We start from the raw sequence: 16,549 nt of genomic DNA on the forward strand, positions 1-16,549 counted from the left end.
CCCACAGGGTCCGCGCCGGACACAAAAATTGTGTTCAGTCAGATCAACTGTGGGAGCGGGCTTGCCCGCGAATGGAGCGACGCGGTCTATGCGACCGGTCGCCTGCTCAGCCTTATTCCATGTCCTTGAGCCAAGCGGCGTCTTTAAACCACTTGTCATGGATGCGATCGTAGGTGCCGTCTTCGTGGATCTGGTGCAGGAAGTTGTTGATGAAGTTGAGGCTGTCGTAATCGCCTTTTTTCAGGCCGAAAGCCAGGGGCTCATAGGTGAACGGCTTGTCGAGAAACACCAGTTTGCCATTGCCGACCTTGTTCACCGCCACGACGTTGTAAGGCGCGTCGTAGATGAAGGCGTCGGCCTTGCCGTTGACCACGTCGAGCACCGCTTCCTGTTCGTTGTCGTAGCCGTGGTACTTGGCTTTGGAAATGAGTTTTTTGGCGACCATCTCGCCAGTGGTGCCGAGCTTGGAGGTGATGCGGTAGTCGGCGGTGTTCAGGTCTTTATAGGATTTGATGGTGCCTTCCAGCTCCTTGCGGATCAGCAGCGTCTGGCCGACCACAATGAAGGGTTCGCTGAAGTTCAGCCGCAGGTTACGTTCCTGGGTCAGGGTCATGCCGCTGCCGATCATGTCGAACTTGTCGGTCAGCAGGGCCGGGATGATGCCGTCGTAGCCGGTGGAAACCATTTCCAGCTTGACGCCCATGGCCTTGGCCATAGCTTTGAGGATGTCGACTTCGAAGCCGATGATCTCGCCGCGCTTGTTGGTCATTTCGAACGGCATATAGGTCGGGTCCATGCCGACTTTCAGCGTGCCGCGCTTGACCGCGTCATCGATGGCACCGGCCTGCGCCGCGTTGACTGCAACCAATGCCGTGACGCCGACCAGCAGCATCGACAGATACTTCTTCATCTTCAAGCCCCCAAAACCATCGCATTGTGAGGCACGCAAACCGCAGATTTCCTGTAGGAAACCGGCAGATACGAACAGAAAGCTGTCCGGGCGCACCAATTCGGGGACGGATGCTAACGCACTTGTTCGTTTGCACAAGGGGTAGAGGGGGATTTGTTTGATCGCTCCCACGCAGAACACGGGAATGATCATCAGCACAAAAAAACCCCGCTTTCGCGGGGTTTTTCATTATGCCAACTGAGGCTGCACGCTCAACGGTTTGAGCGGCAACAGCGGCGCATGCGGATCGGCATCCACCGAAGTGCGCCAGGCCTGCAGCCACTCGGCATGGCCTTCGCTCCAGACTTGCTCATGCAAGCGACCCAGTGCCACCGGATCACTCAACAGGGCCACACGCTCGTTGTTGGTCAGCCCTTCAGGCCCGGCCTTCATCGCATGACGAACCCGCTCGACACGCAGCCATTCGATCGGCTCGGCCTGACGGTGACGGGACGTCGCCAGCGCGCACGCCAACGCGTTCTGCTGTGGATCCACTACCGACCGAACGAAGCCGTCGTGCAGTGCATGCCAGCGGTTTTCGTGGGTGTACTGATCGGTCGCCAGCAATGCCTGCGGCGGATTGTATTCCTCAGGGATCAGGAACAGGCTCTCGTCACGGGACTTCAGACCCAGACCCACACGACTGGAGATCACCGACACCGGAATCGACAGCATCAGCGAACCGACGATCGGCACCAGCCACCAGAGAAAGCTCGGGTTCAGCCAGATCACCAACAGCGCCCAGAAGAAGCCCAGCACGGTTTGCGGACCGTGACGCTTGACCGCTTCGCTCCACGGTGTGGAGTCGTCGTCACGTTGCGGCGAGTTCCAGGTCGCGGCCCAGCCGAGGAACGCGGCGAGTACGAAACGGGTGTGGAAAATCATCCGCACCGGCGCCAGCAGCATGGAGAACAACATCTCCAGCAGCATCGACAGCGTCACCTTGAACCTGCCACCGAACTCTTTCGCGCCCTTGGCCCAGATCAGGATGATGCTCAGCAACTTCGGCAGGAACAGCAGCACGATGGTTGTCGAGAACAGTGCAATTGCCTTGTCCGGGTGCCATTGCGGCCACAACGGATAGAGCTGACGCGGTTCCAGGAAGTACTGCGGCTCCATCAGCGTGTTGGTCGCCAGCAGAGCTGTCGACAGCACAAGGAAGAAGAACCACAACGGCGCCGACAGGTAAGACATCACGCCTGTCAGGAACACCGCACGGTGTACCGGGTGCATGCCTTTGACCAGGAACAGTCGGAAGTTCATCAGGTTGCCGTGGCACCAGCGACGGTCACGCTTGAGTTCGTCCAGCAGGTTCGGCGGCAGTTCTTCGTAGCTGCCCGGCAAGTCATAGGCAATCCACACGCCCCAGCCGGCCCGGCGCATCAGCGCCGCTTCAACGAAGTCGTGGGACAGAATCGCACCGGCGAACGCGCCTTTACCGGGCAACGGCGCCAGGGCGCAGTGCTCGATGAACGGCTTCATGCGGATGATCGCGTTGTGGCCCCAGTAGTGGGATTCGCCCAACTGCCAGAAGTGCAGGCCAGCGGTGAACAGTGGACCGTACACACGGGTGGCGAACTGCTGCATACGCGCATAAAGAGTGTCCATGCCCGACGCACGCGGCGCGGTCTGGATGATCCCGGCGTCCGGCGTGGCTTCCATCAGGCGCACCAGGCTGCTCAAGCATTCGCCACTCATTACGCTGTCGGCGTCGAGCACGACCATGTACTTGTAGTCACCGCCCCAACGACGGCAGAAGTCGTCGAGGTTGCCGCTTTTACGTTTTACGCGACGACGGCGGCGGCGGTAGAAGATCTTGCCGAAGCCCTTGGCTTCACGGCAGACGTCCAGCCAGGCCTGCTGTTCGGCGACGCAGATATCGGCGTCGTTACTGTCGCTGAGCACGAAAAAGTCGAAGCGATCCAGGTTACCCGAGGCAGCAACCGACTCGAAGGTCGCCCGCAAACCGGCGAATACCCGCGGCACATCTTCGTTGCAGATTGGCATCACCAATGCGGTGCGTGCATCCTTGGCGATCGGCTCGTTGCCGGCGCTGGCGCCGGAAATGCGGTATTTGTCGCGGCCAGTGATCAACTCGAGGAAGCCCATCAGCGCGGTCCAGAAACCGGCCGACACCCAGCAGAACAGAATCCCGAACAGAATCAGAATGCTGGTTTGCAACGCGTAAGGCAGCACCTGGGCCGCAGTTTGCAAGAGCGGCTGGTGCAGCACCTCTTCAAGATCGACGAACGACCAGCCCTGGTACGGCATGATGCCTTTCATGTACCAGCCGGCGACGATCGTCTGACCGAGCATCAGCACCAGCAGAATGTAACGACGGATCGAACCGACGGTGCGCCAGCGAGCTGCCGGCAGCACGTTCTCGTCTTTCGGCGGATTCGGCGGGTTGGTGCGACCGGTCAGCCGACGCCAGCCACGCACCAGAATATTGGTGCGCCATGGCTCCGGAACGACTTTGGTCCGACGGATCGGCGGGGCTGCCTTGAGGCAAACCCGACCACTGGCGTCGAGTCCCAACATTTGCGCATCCGCCAGTTCTTCGGCGGTGTTCAGGGTCAGGCGCCGCCCGACCGACGCCTGGGCGGCATCGGTCGGCGAGTCGAACGCCTGGGACGACAGACGTTCGTGCAACTCACTGAAAGACTTGCAGCCCGCGAGTTCTGCGCGCTGCTCGTCGGTCATCGGCAAATGCGCCAGGTACTCGGCAAGCGTTTGTGGCTGTACTTGTGAATTACTCATCGGCAGGCAACTGATAGCTCCAGGTCTCGGTCAGGACTTGTTCAGTCGGTGCCGATTCCGGTGTGGCAGGGGCCGCTTCGGCAGCGACAGGCTGCTTGGCGTCTTTGTTGTCCTTCTCCTTGGTGTCCTTGACTTGCTGGGCTTGCGCTTCAGCTTGCTTGGCTTCCTTGTCCTTCTTCTCCTGCTGACGGGCGGCGATCTTGTCGGCCTTGGCAACGGAAGAGCTGGACGCTGGCGCCGTGGTCTTGATCGTCTCGGCAGGCGTGATGGTCTTGACCAGTGCTGCACGCATTTCGGTGGACTTGCCCGGATCCTTGATCTTCATCCGCAGGGTCAGGCGCCAGCCCTTGGTTTCAGGGTTGTAACGAACGCTGTTCTCGACCAGCTCCGCGTTGTCACCCACGCTCACCTGGCTGCGCACATCGGCATCTTCCGGCAAATCCTGCAGGGACGGACCTTGGAAATCCACCAGGTAGGCCACGCTGCCGTCCGGCTGACGAATCAGGTTCGACTGCTTCACGTCACCCGTGGAACGCAGGGTCTGTTGAACCCAGGCGCTGTCCGCCGAATGCAGGGAGGCTTCGTCGATGGTCCAGTGCATGCGATAAGCGACGTCCAGGGACTGGCCAGGCTCTGGCAGTTTTTCCGGGCTCCAGAAAGCAACGATATTGTCGTTGGTTTCGTCAGCGGTAGGAATCTCCACCAGATCGACGGAGCCCTTGCCCCAATCGCCTTTCGGTTCGATCCAGGCGCTTGGGCGCTTGTCGTAGCGGTCGTCGAGGTCTTCGTAGTGGCTGAAGTCACGGCCACGCTGCAGCAAACCGAAACCGCGCGGGTTCTCGATCGAGAAGTTGCTCACGGCCAGGTGTTTCGGGTTGTTCAATGGGCGCCAGATCCATTCACCGTTGCCGGCATGGATCGACAGACCGCTGGAGTCGTGCAGTTCGCGACGGTAGTTCAGCACTTTCGACGGCTGGTTGGCGCCGAACAGGAACATGCTGGTCAGCGGTGCAACGCCGAGTTTGGTGACCTTGTCACGCAGGAACATCTTGGCCTTGACGTCGACGACCGTGTCGCTGCCCGGACGCAGGGTCAGGCGATAGGCACCGGTGGCGCGCGGCGAATCCAGCAGGGCGAAGATCACCAGGTGCTTGTCGCCCGGCTTCGGCTGTTGAATCCAGAACTCGGTGAAACGCGGGAACTCTTCGCCGGAAGGCAAGGCGGTATCGATGGCCATGCCGCGAGCGGACAAGCCATAGGTGTGGCCCTTGCCGACAACGCGGAAGTAACTCGCGCCGAGCATGGTCATGATTTCGTCTTGCTTGTCGGCCTTGTTGATCGGGTAGAGCACACGGAAACCGGCATAACCCAGCTGTTCAGTGGCTTTAGGATCGAACTTCATATCGCCGAAATCGAAACGACTTGGGTCGTATTTGATCTCTTCGACGGTGTTGGCCGTGATTTCGTTGATTTTCACCGGCGTATCGAAGTGCATGCCCTGATGATAGAACGACAGCTTGAATGGGGTTTTCTGGTTAGCCCACTCGGCTTTTTCGGTGAGGAAGCGAATTTTTTGATAATCCGCGAATTTCATCTCACGAAATTCATTCGGCAGGTTACTGCGCGGGGCTTCGTATTTTTGCCCGGCCAGCTCTTTTGCCTTGACCGATACGTCATCCAGATTGAATGCCCAAAGCTGGCCGGCGCTGAACAGGCAGAGCAGAGCAGAGCCCGCTACCAGTGCGTTTCGAAACCGTTTGGCAGACAATTTTGGTGCATTACAGGGACTAACAATCACGAGCAACCCTCGCCGAAAACAGATCAAAAAACCAACGGCCAGTTAAAGTGCCAGCACGGTGTACGGTGGAAAAACCGACCCTGCAGACCACTCTTGCCAAGTTGGCGAGCATTGTTCCGACTCCCATGGGGCAAAATGATTCCCCAACAGGTCCCGGACAAGTCTCTACCTAAGTCAAAATGGACCAACGAACGCTGATCCCCGTAGCGCGCGATTATCTAGTAGGCCGCGTTACAACGCATCAGGGGAAACCAAGTATTTATCGGGAAAAACCCCTGTTTTCAGCCGAAATGCCCTTAAAAAGATGTTTCAAGCACTTTCACGTCTGTAACAGGAAGGTTACCGGGCCATCATTGACCAGGTGCACCTGCATATCCGCGCCGAATCTACCTGATGCCACAGTGCCATGCACCTGTTTCGCTTTGCCCAATAAATAGTCGAAAAGCGCCTCGCCCAAGGCCGGAGGGGCCGCCGTCGAAAAACTCGGACGCAACCCGTTTTTGGTATCGGCGGCCAGGGTGAACTGCGAGACCAGCAATAACCCGCCGCCCACATCCGCCAAGGACAGATTCATCTTGCCCTCGGCGTCACTGAATACTCGATAGTTAAGCAGTTTATGCAGAAGTTTGTCGGCGCTGGCCTGCGTGTCGTCGGGTTCGACCGCCACCAGCACCAGCAACCCCTGATCTATCGCACCAACCACCTCTCCCGCGACCTCGACTCGCGCGCCGCGCACGCGCTGCAGCAGGCCCTTCATGCTTCGTCAGGCGACAGGTCGAGCAAGCGACGGGCCATCTGATCGGCGGCGCGTACCAAGGCATCGGTGATCCCCGGTTCGGACGCCGCATGGCCGGCGTCGCGAATCACCTGCAGTTCGCTGTTCGGCCAGGCCTGATGCAGCTCCCAGGCGTTGTCCAGCGGGCAGATCACGTCATAACGACCATGGACGATGACACCGGGCAAATGGGCGATCTTGCCCATGTCACGGATCAGCTGGTTCGGCTCCAGGAAAGCGTTATTGGTGAAGTAGTGGCATTCGATACGGGCGATGGACAACGCACGTTGAGGTTCGGAGAAACGGTCGACCACCAGCGGATTCGGACGCAGGGTCGCGGTACGGCCTTCCCAGATGGACCAGGCCTTGGCCGCATGCATCTGGGCGATCTGGTCGTTGCCGACCAGGCGTTTGTGGAATGCCGTGAGCAAGTCGTCGCGTTCGTCCAGCGGGATCGGCGCGATGTAGTCCTGCCAGTAATCGGGGAACAGACGACTGGCGCCACACTGGTAGAACCATTCGATTTCCTGGGGACGGCAGAGAAAAATCCCGCGCAGAATCAGACCGTGTACGCGCTCCGGATGGGTTTGCGCATAAGCCAGGGCCAGGGTCGAACCCCAGGAACCGCCGAACAGCACCCATTTGTCGATACCCAGGTGTTTGCGAATCCGCTCAAGGTCGGCGACCAGATCCCAGGTGGTGTTGTTTTCCAGGCTGGCGTGGGGCGTGGAGCGACCGCAACCGCGCTGGTCGAAGGTAACGATGCGATACAGGTTCGGATCGAAATACCGGCGGCTTTGCGCATCACACCCGGCGCCGGGGCCGCCGTGAATGAACACTACCGGCAAACCTTCCGGTGAACCGCTTTCGTCGACATACAGCGTGTGGGTTTTATCGACGGCCAGATCGTGCCGGGCGTGGGGTTTGATCTGCGGGTACAAAGTCTGCATTGCGCGCTCCGTAAGGGGTCGAGGTCATCCCTGTAGGGACTTCTATTATTCTGCCGTCCGGCATCATAAACCCGAATTACTTCAATGAGCATGCCCCTCGCAGCGTCAGCGTTTGTCAGCCCGTCTTCTCAGCCAAATAGCCGAGCAGGGTTTCATAGAGTCGGTCGACCTCGGCCACCTTCCTGCGCGCCCGCAAACAACCGTGAACCAGCCCCTCGCCGTGATAAAGCGTTGCGTTAACGCTGGCGGCGTTGAGTCGTTCGGCGTAAAGCACGCCGTCGTCGCGCAGCGGATCGAACTGCGCCACGGCAACCAACGTCGGCGGCAGGCCGCTGAAATCGTCGGCGACCAACGGCATCGCATAGGCACCCGGTTGTCGGGTGCCGCGTAAATACAATGCGTGATAACAATCCAGATCGCCGCTGCTGAGCAATGGCGCGTCGGCGCACTCACTGCGCGATACCAATCGATGATCGCCGCCCAGGCCCGGATAGATCAGAACCTGTGCACAGGGCGCCGGTTCGCCGGCATCGCGCAAGGCCAGGCACAGCGCAGCGGCAAGGTTGCCGCCAGCGCTGTCGCCGGCCACCAGCGTCCGCGTCGGGTCGAGCTGAAACGGCCCCGTGCGCAACGCGCGCCAGACACTCAGGCAGTCATCGAACGCCGCCGGAAACGGATGTTCCGGCGCCAACCGATAATCGACGGCGATCACCAACGCGCCGAGCGTCGACGCCAGTTCGGCGCAGATGAAGGCGTGGGAATCCAGATCCCCCACCACCCAACCACCGCCATGCAAATACACAACGCAGGGCCAGCCGCTGGTCGGTGATTCGGCCGACGGTTGCCAGGCGCGCACCGCCACTCCCGCCAACTCGAAATCGACCACCTTAAGCCCCTCGGGACAGGGCGGAGTAAATGCCCGGCACATCTCACGGTAGGCCTGACGCCAACCGGTGAGGCTGCGGTCGGTGCTGTTGAAGCTGATGGTTTTCTCGACGAAAGCCGCCATTTGTTCAGAGAGTGGATAAGAAGCCATGTGCCGCAGCCAGCCCAATAGAGGAACTCAAAAAATTGAACGACGCTAATCCTGTGGGAGCGAGGCTTGCCCGCGAAGAATGCGCCGCAGTTTTCAGGTATTACGCGTCATCGTTCTTCACGGGCAAGCCTCGCTCCCACAGGTTCTGCGTCTTCCTCGTCACGGTGGTCTCGCTCGACCAGTCAGTGTTTCAAACTGGCTTGAACGGTTGCCACACCTTCCTTGCCATCAAAACTGCTGACACCCGCCAGCCAGCGCTGAAGGTCTTCGGGATGATCGCGCAGCCATTGCCTGGCAACGTCCTGCGGTGTCTTGCGTTCCATGATCGGCACCATCAGCTGGCTTTCCTGAGCGGCGGTGAAGGTCAGGTTTTCCAATAGACGGTTCACGTTCGGGCAACGCTCGGCATAGTCCGGCGCGGTCACGGTGGAAACGGTCGCCGCGCCTTCGTTCGGGCCGTAGACGTCTTCGCTGCCGGTCAGGTAGGCGATGTTCATGTTGATGTTCATCGGATGCGGGGTCCAGCCGACGAACACCACGAACTCCTTGCGATTGACCGCCCGTTGCACGGCCGCAAGCATCCCGGCCTCACCGGACTCGATCAGCTTGAAGTCCTTCAAACCGAAGCGGTTGGTCTCGATCATGGTTTTGATGGTGGTGTTGGCGCCGCTGCCCGGCTCGATGCCGTAAATCTTGCCGCCCAACTGATCCTTGAATCTGGCAATGTCGGCGAAGGTTTTCAGGCCGGCGGCAGCGACGTAGTCAGGTACGGCGAGCGTTGCCTGGGCGTCGGCCAGGCTCGGTTTGTCCATGACCTTCACTTGATTGGCAGCGACGAACGGGGCGATGTTCTTGTCCATCGCCGGTTTCCAGTAACCAAGGAAGATATCGAGGCGTTTGTCGCGGATGCCGGCGAAGATGATTTGCTGTACGGCGCTGGTATGCTTGCTTTCATAGCCAAGGCCATTGAGCAGCACTTCGGCCATGCCGCTGGTGGCAATGACGTCGGTCCAGTTGACCACGCCCATGCGCACGGTCTTGCAGGAAGCGGGGTCGTTGGCGAAAACGCTGGTGCTCAGAAGAGCAGTGCCGGTGAGGATTAACAGACAGCGGTTGAACAGTCGTTTCATCGGGAAGGCTCGCTCGGCAGCAGATTATTGTGGGCCCGGTGTCTTTGTGCACCGTGCCCACAACGTTACGCAGCGCCGAGTCGGCAAAAGTGACCTGTGGCGACCGTGTTTTGCACGGTGGCGACAGCCCCAATCAGTATCGAGGCAAGTTACTACTTGTGGCGAGGGGGCTTGCCCCCGTTGGGCCGCGAAGCGGCCCCAAACCATTCAATCGATTTCCGACAGATTTACCGCGCTGACCGGGTTTACGACTGCTTCGCAGCCGAACGGGGCGGTGCGGCGTTCCGACAAGCCCCCTCCCCACAGGTGAGTGTTTATGCTCGATATCGTTGTTGCCCCCACGCCAGCAACCCTTGCAGCAACTCCCGGAGCACCACCTGCGTCGGCGCCGCCAAATCCGGGCGGTAACGGAACGGCTCGAACTCTTCCATATAGGTGCACTGGCCCAACTCCAGTTGCACGGCATGAATGTTCACGGCCGGATTGCCGTAATGCCGGGTAATGTGCCCGCCCTTGAAGCGACCGTTCAGCACATGGCTGTAATCGGTGTGCTTCGCGCAGATCACTTCCAGTTGTGTGGCCAACTGCGGATCGCAACTGGCGCCGTTGAAGGTGCCGAGGTTGAAGTCCGGCAGCTTGCCGTCGAACAGATGCGGGATCACCGAGCGAATCGAATGCGCATCGAACAGCAACGCATAGCCGAACTCGGCTTTCAGCCGTGCCAGTTCTTCCTGCAAGGTGCGGTGGTACGGCGTCCAGATCTGTTCCAGATAAGTCGCCCGTTCTGCAGCCGACGGCTCCAGCCCTTCGCGGAACAATGGAATGCCGTCGAACAACGTTGCCGGATACAGACCGGTGGTGGCGCCGACATACAAAGGCTTGTCGTCGGACGGCCGGTTCAAGTCGATGACAAACCGCGAGTACTCGGCCGCCAGGATGCTGGCGCCCAGCTCAGCGGCGAATTCGTAAAGTTTGGGGATGTGCCAATCGGTGTCCGGCAGGCTTTTCGCATCGGGAATCAACCCGGCTTCGACCGCCGGGGTCAGGCGCAGGCCGGCGTGGGGCATGCTGATCAGCAGCGGCACGCGGCCTTGTTTGAAGTTCAGAACCTTATCCACAACTGCTCTCCTAAACGCTTGTTTCGACGCCGTGACGCACGACGCGTTTTTCCAGGTCGCCGCCCAGCCAATATGACAAGTCGGCCGGACGATCGATTTGCCAGGCGACGAAGTCGGCGACTTTGCCGGTTTCCAGCGAACCGTGAGTTTCGGCCATGCCCAGCGCAGTGGCGGCGTGAATTGTTGCACCCGCCAGGGCCTCTTCCGGGGTCATACGGAAACAGGTGCAGGCCATGTTCAGCATCAAGCGCAACGACAACGCCGGCGAAGTGCCCGGGTTGAGGTCGCTGGCGATGGCGATTTTTACCCCGTGTTTGCGCAGAGCTTCCATCGGTGGCAATTGGGTTTCCCGCAGGAAGTAGAACGCGCCGGGTAGCAATACCGCGACGGTGCCGGACTTGGCCATAGCGATGGCGTCGTCTTCGGTCATGAATTCCAGATGATCGGCGGACAGTGCGTGGTAGCGCGCCGCCAGGCTCGAACCGTGCAGCGACGACAATTGCTCGGCGTGCAGCTTCACCGGCAAGCCGAGGTTCTGCGCAACAACGAAAACCCGTTCGACTTGCTCCGGCGAAAAAGCCAGGTATTCGCAGAAAGCGTCCACCGCATCCACCAGCCCTTCAGCGGCCAGGGCCGGGAGCATTTCGCTGCAGATGTGATCGATGTAGGCGTCGGCGCGGTCTGCGTATTCCGGCGGCAAGGCGTGGGCGGCCAGGCAAGTGCTGCGCACGCTGACCGGTAGCTCGGCGCCGAGACGGCGGATCACCCGCAGGATTTTGCGTTCGCTGGCCAGGTCCAGGCCGTAGCCGGACTTCATCTCGACCGTGGTCACGCCGTCGCGCATCAGGCTTTTCAAACGCTTGGCAGCGCTGGCGAACAGCTCATCTTCGCTGGCAGCGCGGGTGGCGCGCACGGTGCTGGCGATGCCGCCACCGCTTGCAGCGATCTCCGCGTAGCTGACGCCTTGCAGACGTTGTTCGAATTCACCGCTGCGATTGCCGCCGAACACTGTGTGGGTATGACAGTCGATCAGGCCTGGTGTGACCCAGGCCCCATTGAGATCATTGACGGCCGGGTACTCGCCCGCCGGCAGTTCGCCGCGCGGACCCACCCATTCAATGTGCGCACCTGACGTCACGATGGCCGCGTCCTCGATGATCGAGTAGACGCCTTGCGCCATGGTTGCGACGTGGCAGTGTTGCCAGAGCGTTTTCATCCTTGGCCTCCGTTAGGTTATCGACGAGAAAAAAAAGGTTCCTGCTCCACTGGTACCGTCTTTCCTGCCGCTGGTTTCACCCACGTCAGGTACGCCAGCACCAGCAGCACGATCCAGACCACACCCACGATCAGAGCCGCCTGGGTGTCCGGGAAATAGCCCAGCACGCCGAAGATGAACAGCATGAAGGCAATCGCCGCCATCGGCGCATAGGGCCAGAACGGCACTGGGAATTTCAACTGCGCGACCTGCTCGGCACTCATGGAACGACGCATGGCCACTTGGGTGAACAGAATCATCAGCCAGACCCACACCGTGGCAAAGGTCGCGATGGAGGCGATTAACAGAAAGACGTTTTCCGGAATCAGGTAGTTCAGCAACACGCCCAGCAGCAGCGCACTGCTCATCACCATCACTGTCAGCCACGGCACGCCCCTGCGCGACAAACGGGCAAAGCCTTTGGGTGCGTGCCCTTGCTGAGCCAGGCCATACATCATGCGACCCGCGCCGAAGATGTCGCTGTTAATGGCCGACACCGCCGCCGAGATCACCACGATATTGAGGATGGTCGCCGCCGAGCTGATCCCCAGGTTGTCGAAAATCTGTACGAACGGGCTGCCTTGGCTGCCGATCTGCTGCCACGGAAAGATCGACATCAGCACCAGCATCGTCAGCACGTAGAACAGCAAGATACGCAGCGGTACGGCATTGATCGCCCGGGGCAGCACACGCTGCGGGTCTTTGGCTTCACCGGCCGTAACGCCGATGATTTCAATGCCACCAAATGCAAACATCACCACCGCAAACGATGCGATCAGGCCACCCACGCCATTGGGCATGAAGCCGCCCTGGGTCCAGAGGTTGCTGATATCGGTCGCCTGGGCACCGGGCGCACTGCTGATGCCAAACAGCATGATGCCGAAACCGCCAAGGATCATCGCGACGATGGCCGCGACCTTGAGTAGCGACAGCCAGAACTCCATTTCACCGAAGACTTTGACGTTGCACAGGTTCAAGCCGCCGACCACCGAAACGATGCCCAGCACCCAGATCCAGCGGGAGACCTCCGGAAACCAGAAGCCCATGTAAATGCCGAACGCGGTCACGTCGGCCATACCGACGATGACCATTTCAAACGCGTAGGTCCAACCGAGGATGAAACCCGCCATCGGCCCCAGATAGGTGCTGGCGTACTGGCCGAATGAGCCGGCCACCGGGTTGTGCACCGCCATCTCGCCAAGGGCGCGCATGACCATGAACACCGCCGCGCCACCAATCAGATAAGCGAGCAGGACCGCAGGGCCGGCCATTTGAATGGCCGAGGCAGAACCGTAAAACAGCCCGGTGCCGATCGCCGACCCCAGTGCCATGAAGCGAATATGTCGGGCAGAGAGCCCGCGTTTCAAACCTTTTGCTGACTGTTGCATTTTTCGTCCTTAATTATTCTTATCCAATACAAAATCGAATCGCGAGCAGGCTCGCTCCCACAGGGGTTGTGTGAACACTGGAGATCCACTGTGGGAGCGGGCTTGCTCGCGAAGAGGCCATTACAGGCTAGGCAGCAACTTCGCCGTCACCAGATCATTCAGGCAACGCGTGGACAATAGCTCACTCGCCGCGTTGATGTCCGGCGCAAAGAAGCGATCCTTCTCATAGAACGGCACTTCTGCGCGCAGGATGGCGCGAGCCTTTTCCAGTTTTGGCGAGGTTTTCAGACCGTCGCGCAAATCCAGCCCCTGGGCCGCAGCCAACCATTCCACCGCGAGAATCCCGCGAGTATTCTCGGCCATTTCCCACAGACGCTTGCCCGCCGCCGGGGCCATGGACACGTGGTCTTCCTGGTTGGCCGACGTCGGCAGACTGTCCACCGAATGTGGATGAGACAGCGCTTTGTTCTCGCTGGCCAAAGCCGCCGCGGTTACTTGAGCGATCATGAAGCCGGAATTCACACCACCATTGGCCACCAGGAACGGCGGCAGTTGCGACATGTGCTTGTCCATCATCAGCGAGATGCGGCGCTCGCTCAGGGAGCCGATTTCGGCGATGGCCAAAGCCATGTTGTCGGCGGCCATGGCCACCGGTTCGGCGTGGAAGTTGCCGCCGGAGATCACGTCACCTTCAGCGGCGAACACCAGCGGGTTATCCGATACGGCGTTGGCTTCCACGGCGAGCACTTCGGCGGCCTGACGGAACTGGGTCAGGCAGGCGCCCATGACTTGCGGCTGGCAGCGCAGGGAGTACGGGTCCTGGACCTTTTCGCAGTTCTGGTGCGAGTCGGACACTTCGCTGCGCTCACCCAGCAGATCGCGGTAAGCGGCAGCGGCGTCGATCTGGCCTTTCTGGCCGCGAGCGGCGTGGATACGCGCATCGAACGGCGAGCGCGAGCCCAGTACCGCTTCGACCGTCATACCGCCAAGGGCCAAGGCGCCGGCGAACAGATCTTCGCCTTCGAACAGACCACGCAGGGCGTAGGCGGTGGACACCTGAGTGCCGTTAAGCAGCGCCAGGCCTTCTTTCGCTGCCAGGGTCAGCGGTGTCAGACCGGCGACTTTCAGCGCTTCGGTGGCGGGCAGCCATTCGCCTTTGTAGCGCGCCTTGCCTTCGCCCAGCAGCACCAGCGACATGTGGGCCAACGGCGCCAAATCGCCGGACGCGCCGACCGAACCTTTCAATGGAATGTGCGGGTAAACCTCAGCATTGATCAGCGCGATCAGTGCATCAATCACCTGACGACGAATGCCGGAAAAACCACGGCTCAGGCTGTTGACCTTGAGCACCATGACCAGCCGCACCAAGGCGTCGCTGATCGGCTCGCCGACACCGGCGGCGTGGGACAGCACCAGCGAGCGCTGGAGGTTTTCCAGGTCTTCGCTGGCGATGCGGGTCGAGGCCAGCAGGCCGAAACCGGTGTTGATGCCATACGCGGTGCGGTTCTCGGCGAGGATCTGTTCCACGCAGGCAACGCTGGCTTCGATTTGCGCCGAAGCGCTTTCGTCGAGGGTGATTTTGACCGGTTGCTGATACACATCACGCAGTTGGGCAAGGCTCAGTTGGCCGGGAATCAAATTAAGCGCAGTCACATTCATTCTCCTTTTGAGAGCATTTTTATTAACTAACCAGACGCTCCGGAGATATCCGTTGTCCGTCGCGTCCCGCCTTTTGGAGGGGCCGCGCCTTGGCACGCTGGTGGTTGTGGAAATCAGTTGAGGTTCGGTACAGCTTTGTGCAACAAAATCGGGTCTTTCAAAACAGCAGCGGCGCTGGCGATGTCCGGTGCCAGCCAGCGGTCCTGGTCGTAAGCCGGAATACGTTCGCGCAGCAGGCGCCACGCGGCACCGGTGCCGGCGCCGAAGCCCGAGCCCGAGCCCTTGGAAAAGTCAGCTTTCAGGAATTCAAAGGCCTGGGCCGCCAGCAGGTACTCGATGGCGAGGATCTGCGTGCAGTTTTCCAACGCGCGATGCAGCTTCAGCGCGGCGTTGGTACCCATGCTCAGGTGGTCTTCCTGCAAGCCCGAAGTGACGTAGTTATCGAGCACCGCCGGTTGCGCCAACTGGCGGTTTTCCGCACACAGCGACGCGGCGACGTATTGCACGATCATCATCCCGGAGTTCACGCCCGGATTGGCCACCAGAAAGGCCGGCAAACCGCTGACGTGCGGGTTGACCAAGCGGTCCAGGCGACGCTCGGCGATGGAGCCGATTTCGGCCATGGCGATCGCTAGCAAGTCAGCCGCCAAAGCAACTGATTGGCCGTGTGGATTGGCCTGGGACATGACACGGAAATTCTCCGGCGTGCCCAGCAGCAGTGGGTTATCAGTGACGGCGTTGAGTTCGGTTTCGATCTGCTTCCTGGCGTGTTCAAGCTGATCGCGGGCAGCACCGTGCACTTGCGGAATCGAGCGGATGCTCAGTGCATCCTGAGTGCGAATGCCTTTGCTGTTGGCGATCACTTCACTGCCGTCAAGCAACGCCCGCAGATTGATACCCACCTGTTGCATGCCCGGATGCGGTTTGAGCGCGATGATCTCGGCATCGAACGCGGCAATCTGCCCGCGCTGGGCCTCGAAGCTCATGGCGCCGATCACATCGGCCCACTGCACCAGGTTCGTTGCATCGGCCAGGGCCAGGCAACTGAGGCCGGTCATGCACGGCGTGCCGTTGACCAGGCACAAACCGTCCTTGGCGCCGAGCTGAACCGGTTGCAGGCCCTCCTCGCTCAAAGCGTGTTGTGCAGAAACGATCTGCCCTCGATAGCTGACATTACCGACGCCCAACAGCGCGATGCCGATGTGGGCCATGTGGGTCAGGTAACCGACCGACCCCTGGGACGGCACTTGCGGGGTGATGCCACGGTTAAGCAGCGCCAGCAGGGCTTCGACCACCCGGCGATGAATGCCGGATTTGCCATGGCTGTAGTTGTGGATCGCGGCGCAAATGATCGCGCGGGTCTGCTCGTCGGCCAGCGGTGCACCGACGCCGCAGGCATGGCTGAGCAAGGTGTTGCGCGACAGCTGGCTGAGTTGTTCGTCCTTGAGCGAGACGTTGCACAAAGCGCCCAGGCCGGTATTGACGCCGTAGGCACGCTCGCCGCTGGCGACGATGCGCTGGACGATCGCCTGGGCATTTTCGATCCGCGCCCAGGTTTGGGCCGATAGCTCGAGCTGCGCGCCATGGCGGGCTACCGCGACCACATCCTGCCAACGCAACGGGGCATCGGCGATAACGATTTTTTCAGCCTGGGACATCATTAACCTCATGCGTACAACCTGAATATTGATGCAGCTTTACTGGCCTCATCGCGGGCAAGCCCGCTCCCAC

At 60.3% G+C, this 16,549-nt stretch carries 12 protein-coding genes; all 12 read right to left on the minus strand.

Features of this window, described 5'->3' with window-relative positions; translation table 11 throughout:
- Positions 1-112 precede the first annotated feature (112 nt).
- Entirely contained in the window at positions 113-910 is a 798-nt protein-coding gene (locus tag J3D54_RS06380; protein WP_253417170.1) for a transporter substrate-binding domain-containing protein, read from the minus strand.
- Positions 911-1,138: 228 nt separating this feature from the next.
- Entirely contained in the window at positions 1,139-3,709 is a 2,571-nt protein-coding gene (mdoH, locus tag J3D54_RS06385; protein WP_253417171.1) for a glucans biosynthesis glucosyltransferase MdoH, read from the minus strand.
- Positions 3,702-5,507, minus strand: coding sequence for a glucan biosynthesis protein G (locus tag J3D54_RS06390; protein ID WP_253417172.1), 1,806 nt, complete (start codon positions 5,505-5,507; stop codon positions 3,702-3,704). The genes mdoH and J3D54_RS06390 overlap by 8 nt, the downstream gene beginning before the upstream one ends.
- 319 nt (positions 5,508-5,826) lie before the next feature.
- Positions 5,827-6,264, minus strand: coding sequence for a D-aminoacyl-tRNA deacylase (gene dtd, locus J3D54_RS06395; RefSeq protein ID WP_253417173.1), 438 nt, complete (start codon positions 6,262-6,264; stop codon positions 5,827-5,829).
- Positions 6,261-7,232: a prolyl aminopeptidase gene (pip, locus tag J3D54_RS06400; RefSeq protein WP_018929173.1), complete on the minus strand. Its 972-nt coding sequence runs from the start codon at positions 7,230-7,232 to the stop codon at positions 6,261-6,263. The genes dtd and pip overlap by 4 nt, the downstream gene beginning before the upstream one ends.
- A 115-nt stretch (positions 7,233-7,347) precedes the next feature.
- Positions 7,348-8,268 carry an alpha/beta hydrolase gene (locus J3D54_RS06405; protein WP_253417174.1) on the minus strand — a complete coding sequence of 307 codons (921 nt, stop codon included), beginning with the start codon at positions 8,266-8,268 and terminating at the stop codon, positions 7,348-7,350.
- A gap of 182 nt (positions 8,269-8,450) precedes the next feature.
- Complete coding sequence (locus J3D54_RS06410) at positions 8,451-9,398, minus strand: choline ABC transporter substrate-binding protein (RefSeq protein WP_253417175.1); 948 nt, start codon at positions 9,396-9,398, stop codon at positions 8,451-8,453.
- Positions 9,399-9,712: 314 nt separating this feature from the next.
- Positions 9,713-10,516: an N-formylglutamate deformylase gene (hutG, locus tag J3D54_RS06415; protein WP_253417176.1), complete on the minus strand. Its 804-nt coding sequence runs from the start codon at positions 10,514-10,516 to the stop codon at positions 9,713-9,715.
- Positions 10,517-10,526: 10 nt separating this feature from the next.
- On the minus strand, positions 10,527-11,732 hold the full coding sequence (gene hutI / locus J3D54_RS06420; RefSeq protein ID WP_253417177.1) for an imidazolonepropionase: 1,206 nt from the start codon (positions 11,730-11,732) through the stop codon (positions 10,527-10,529).
- Between the two features lie 17 nt (positions 11,733-11,749).
- Positions 11,750-13,159, minus strand: a complete 1,410-nt coding sequence (locus J3D54_RS06425; RefSeq protein ID WP_253417178.1) for an amino acid permease — start codon at positions 13,157-13,159, stop codon at positions 11,750-11,752.
- Between the two features lie 120 nt (positions 13,160-13,279).
- Complete coding sequence (hutH, locus tag J3D54_RS06430; RefSeq protein WP_253417179.1) at positions 13,280-14,818, minus strand: histidine ammonia-lyase; 1,539 nt, start codon at positions 14,816-14,818, stop codon at positions 13,280-13,282.
- A gap of 113 nt (positions 14,819-14,931) precedes the next feature.
- A complete protein-coding gene (gene hutH, locus J3D54_RS06435; protein WP_253417180.1) occupies positions 14,932-16,476 on the minus strand; it encodes a histidine ammonia-lyase in 1,545 nt (514 codons plus the stop codon).
- Between the last annotated feature and the right edge of the window lie 73 nt (positions 16,477-16,549).

The organism is Pseudomonas sp. GGS8 (assembly GCF_024168645.1).
Lineage (GTDB): Bacteria > Pseudomonadota > Gammaproteobacteria > Pseudomonadales > Pseudomonadaceae > Aquipseudomonas.

Bases quoted from the DNA above. Each gene is read 5' to 3' on its own strand.
- J3D54_RS06425 (WP_253417178.1), bottom strand. From the start codon at position 13,159: ATGCAACAGTCAGCAAAAGGTTTGAAACGCGGGCTCTCTGCCCGACAT.
- J3D54_RS06405 (WP_253417174.1), bottom strand. From the start codon at position 8,268: ATGGCTTCTTATCCACTCTCTGAACAAATGGCGGCTTTCGTCGAGAAA.
- pip (WP_018929173.1), bottom strand. From the start codon at position 7,232: ATGCAGACTTTGTACCCGCAGATCAAACCCCACGCCCGGCACGATCTG.
- hutI (WP_253417177.1), bottom strand. From the start codon at position 11,732: ATGAAAACGCTCTGGCAACACTGCCACGTCGCAACCATGGCGCAAGGC.
- mdoH (WP_253417171.1), bottom strand. From the start codon at position 3,709: ATGAGTAATTCACAAGTACAGCCACAAACGCTTGCCGAGTACCTGGCG.
- J3D54_RS06380 (WP_253417170.1), bottom strand. From the start codon at position 910: ATGAAGAAGTATCTGTCGATGCTGCTGGTCGGCGTCACGGCATTGGTT.
- hutH (WP_253417179.1), bottom strand. From the start codon at position 14,818: ATGAATGTGACTGCGCTTAATTTGATTCCCGGCCAACTGAGCCTTGCC.
- dtd (WP_253417173.1), bottom strand. From the start codon at position 6,264: ATGAAGGGCCTGCTGCAGCGCGTGCGCGGCGCGCGAGTCGAGGTCGCG.
- J3D54_RS06410 (WP_253417175.1), bottom strand. From the start codon at position 9,398: ATGAAACGACTGTTCAACCGCTGTCTGTTAATCCTCACCGGCACTGCT.
- hutH (WP_253417180.1), bottom strand. From the start codon at position 16,476: ATGTCCCAGGCTGAAAAAATCGTTATCGCCGATGCCCCGTTGCGTTGG.